This is a genomic window from Amycolatopsis sp. SID8362 (genome assembly GCF_010550475.1).
Lineage (GTDB): Bacteria > Actinomycetota > Actinomycetes > Mycobacteriales > Pseudonocardiaceae > Amycolatopsis > Amycolatopsis eburnea.
This window is the reverse complement of sequence record NZ_JAAGNB010000409.1, coordinates 1-3,497: the sequence shown is the minus strand read 5'-3', so window position 1 is coordinate 3,497 and position 3,497 is coordinate 1. Positions and strand designations below refer to the sequence as shown.

Sequence of the window (3,497 nt, the reverse complement as noted above, 5' to 3'; positions counted from 1 at the left end):
GCCGGTGAGCCGCCGCTCGATCGTCGACGGCGCCGCCGGCGCGGCCAGCTCCGGCACCTCGGGCACCGCGCGTTCGTCCGGGCGCAGCGTGCGCCCGCGTTCGAGCCACACGACGAACCCGGTCAGCGCGCCGATCGTCGCCGACAGCGGCGGGATCCCGGCCTCGGCGGTGTAGTCCTGCCACACCTGCCAGTCCTGCGCGTAGGCCTTGAGCGTGTTGGCCGGCCGCTGCCCGTCGACGTGCCGGGCCGCGGCTTCGTCCAGCAGCGCGAGCCGGTCCTGCGGACTGGCGGCGGCGAGAGCGGCGTCGGGCACCGGGTGCAGGTCGGGCACGCGCCGAGGTTACGGGATGTCGATCTCCGCGGGCAGGAACCGGTCCAGGGCGTCGGCCACCTCATCGGGGCGTTCGAGGGTCTGGATGTGCGGCGCGCCGGGAACGACCTCCAGCTTCGCGCCGCCGCCGATCCGCGACGCGATGGCGGCCATGCCGTCGATGCTGATCGACGCATCGGCCTCCCCGGCGAGCGCCAGTGCCGGAGCCGGGAAGCCGCGCAGCCGCTGGTAGACGTCGAGACCGCCGTAGCCGCGCCAGATCGACGCCCACGTGACCGGGTCGAACGAGGCGACGCAGTCGCGGGCGTAGCGCACGCCTTCGGTGTCGGCTTCGAGCGCGGCCGCGGTGAACCACCGTTCCAGCGTCGGCCCGACCAGCGGTTCCATGCCGCCGGTCTCGGCGATCCGCGCGCGTTCCTCGAACGCCGCCGGAACCGGCCGGTCCGGCGCGCCCAGCAGCGTCAGCGAGGCGAAGCGCCCGGGTGCGGCGACGGCGGCGGTCTGCGCGATCGCCCCGCCCAGCGACAACCCGGCGACGTGGGCGATCCCCAGCTCGAGCGCGTCGAGCACGGCCACGAGATCGGCGCCGGCGGCGGCCATGGTGAACGGCAACGGCGCGCCGGCGGCGGATCCGTGCCCGCGGACGTCGTAGGCGAACACCCGCCGCCCGGTCGCGAGCCGGTCGAGCACCGGGTCCCACATGCGGCGGTCCAGGCCGAGGGAGTGGACGAGCAGCACGGCGGGCCCGCGGGTACCCCGGGCGGTCACGGTGGTCTCGTGGTCGGACGCGTGAATCCTCATGCCTTGATCTTCCCGGCGGCGTCCACGGAAAATCCGTGCCGGGACGCTGTCGATCCGCCCGGTCCCCGTTCGTATCAGCGGTGACGACACCACCGAGGAGGACGACGTGAAGCAGTACCTGCTCAGCATCTACCAGCCCGACGGCCCCACCCCGCCGCCGGAGGTGCTCGACGAGGTCGTGAAGAAGCTCGACGCGCTGAACGCCGACCTCAAGGCGGCCGGGGCGTGGGTGTTCGCCGGTGGCCTGCACCCGCCGTCGACGGCCACCGTGCTGCGTGCCACCGACGGCGACACCCTCGTCACCGACGGCCCCTACGCCGAGGGCAAGGAGCACCTCGGCGGGTTCACCATCATCACCGCCCCCGACCTCGACGCGGCCCTCGTCTGGGGCGGACGCCTCGCCGACGCCGTGGCGCCGCTGCCGGTCGAGGTGCGACCGTTCAGCGGATGAGGATCGAGGACGTCTACGCCGCCGAGTACGGGCGCGCGGTGTCGGTCCTGGTCCGGGTCTTCGGGGACATCGACGTCGCCGAAGAGGCCGTGCAGGACGCGTTCGCCGAGGCCGTCCGGCGCTGGCCGGCCGCCGGGTTCCCGCCGAGCCCGGCGGGCTGGATCATCACCACCGCCCGCAACCGCGCGGTCGACCGGCTGCGCCGCGAGGCCGCGCGCGCGGACAAGCACGCCCAGGCGGCGCTGACGCACGCCGAAGCCGAGCCCGTGGAGGAGGGCGCCGTGCCCGACGACCGGCTCCGCCTGATCTTCACCTGCTGTCACCCGGCGCTGGCCCGCCCGACGCAGGTGGCGTTGACGCTGCGGCTGCTCGGCGGCCTGACGACGGCGGAGATCGCGGCCGCGTTCCTGGTGCCCGAGCCCACGATGGCCCAGCGGATCGTCCGCGCGAAGAACAAGATCCGTGCCGCGGGCATCCCGTACCGCGTCCCGCAGGACGCCGACCTGCCCGCGCGGCTGTCGGGCGTGCTGGGTGTGCTGTACCTGATCTTCAACGAGGGCTACGCGGCCAGCACGGGGGAGCACCTGGTCCGCGACGACCTCTGCGGCGAGGCGATCCGCCTCACCCGGGCCCTGGCCGGACTGATGCCCGACGAGCCGGAGGTCTGGGGTCTGCTCGCGTTGCTGCTGCTCAGCCACTCACGCCGGGCCGCCCGCACGACCCCGGAGGGCGATCTGGTGCTCCTGGCCGACCAGGACCGGTCCCGCTGGGACGCGGCGTCGATCGCCGAGGGCCAGGAGATCGTCCGCCGCTGCCTGCGCCGCAACCAGCCGGGGCCGTACCAGATCCAGGCGGCGATCCAGGCCGTCCACAGCGACGCCCCGACCGACTGGTCGCAGGTCAAGGCGCTGTACGACCAGTTGCTGGCGATCGCGCCGACGCCGGTGGTGGCGTTGAACCGGGCGGTCGCGGTCGCGGAGGTCGACGGTCCGGCGGCGGGGCTGGCGCTGGTCGAGGCCCTCGATCTCCCGCGTTTCGGGCTGTACCACGCGATCCGCGCGGACCTGCTGGACCGGCTCGGCCGCCCGGGGGAGGCGGCGGAGGCGTACGCGGCGGCGATCGAGCTGACGGGGAACGGCGCCGAGCGGGACCTTCTGCGGCGCAAACTCGCCGCCTCCGGGCGTCGCGGGTAGCCCACCCAGTTTTTGAGGGCCTCTCCGGTCACCAGGCTCATCTGGGTTTGGATATGTGACCTTATCCAAACCCAGACGGTCGAGTATTTATCTTTAGATTTTGAACAGATGCTTCTGGTTCTGATCAGAAGCTTTGATATGGTCCTGATCATGACGGAAGACGCTGGTCAGATCCGGGTTTGCGAGTACCGGCGATGCGGAGCGCCGCTGCCACCGGCGGTGGGGCGGGGGAGCCGGGCGCGGTTCTGCCAGGACGGGAAGACCTGGGGGCGGCGGAACCTCAGCTGCCGGGACGCCGAGGCCGTGCTCGCCGACGCCGAGTCGCTGCGGGAGAGCGACACCGAGCTGGACGACACCGCCGTCACCGCGCTCGCCGGTCAGGTCGACCGGGTGCTCGAACCGGCGCGCGGGCTCGTCGAGACGCTCACGACGTTGCGCCACCAACTCGAGGCGACCACCGCCACCGCCCTCTCCGAGCGGGATGCGGCGCTGGCCGAAGCCGACGAACACCGGCTGCAGCGTGGCCGAGCTGAAGCCTCCGCCGCTCAAGACCGGCAGGAAGCCGAAGAGGCCGTCGCCGCGGCGAAAGCTGCCGAACAGGACAGGGCCGCCGCGCTCCGGGAGCGTGACGAGGAGCGCGCGGCCCGGCGCGCCGCGGTGCAGGAGCAGCAGCGGGCCGAAGGGCAGCTGGCCGCCGTCCGGGACGAACTCGCCCGGGT

Annotated in this window: 3 protein-coding genes and 2 pseudogenes; 3 read left to right on the top strand and 2 right to left on the bottom strand. The window is 73.4% G+C overall.

The window, feature by feature from the left end:
* A pseudogene (locus tag G3I65_RS13335) lies at positions 1–333 on the bottom strand (integrase); the annotation flags it as partial.
* Positions 334–342: 9 nt separating this feature from the next.
* Positions 343–1,134, bottom strand: coding sequence for an alpha/beta fold hydrolase (locus G3I65_RS13330; RefSeq protein ID WP_160696385.1), 792 nt, complete (start codon positions 1,132–1,134; stop codon positions 343–345).
* A gap of 106 nt (positions 1,135–1,240) precedes the next feature.
* Between G3I65_RS13330 and G3I65_RS13325 the strand changes: the two genes are divergently transcribed.
* The 3 genes and pseudogenes from G3I65_RS13325 to G3I65_RS13315 form a co-directional block, all read left to right on the top strand.
* Positions 1,241–1,585, top strand: coding sequence for a YciI family protein (locus G3I65_RS13325; RefSeq protein ID WP_160696384.1), 345 nt, complete (start codon positions 1,241–1,243; stop codon positions 1,583–1,585).
* On the top strand, positions 1,582–2,778 hold the full coding sequence (locus tag G3I65_RS13320; protein ID WP_160696383.1) for an RNA polymerase sigma factor: 1,197 nt from the start codon (positions 1,582–1,584) through the stop codon (positions 2,776–2,778). The genes G3I65_RS13325 and G3I65_RS13320 overlap by 4 nt, the downstream gene beginning before the upstream one ends.
* Before the next feature lie 150 nt (positions 2,779–2,928).
* A pseudogene (locus tag G3I65_RS13315) lies at positions 2,929–3,497 on the top strand (hypothetical protein); the annotation flags it as partial.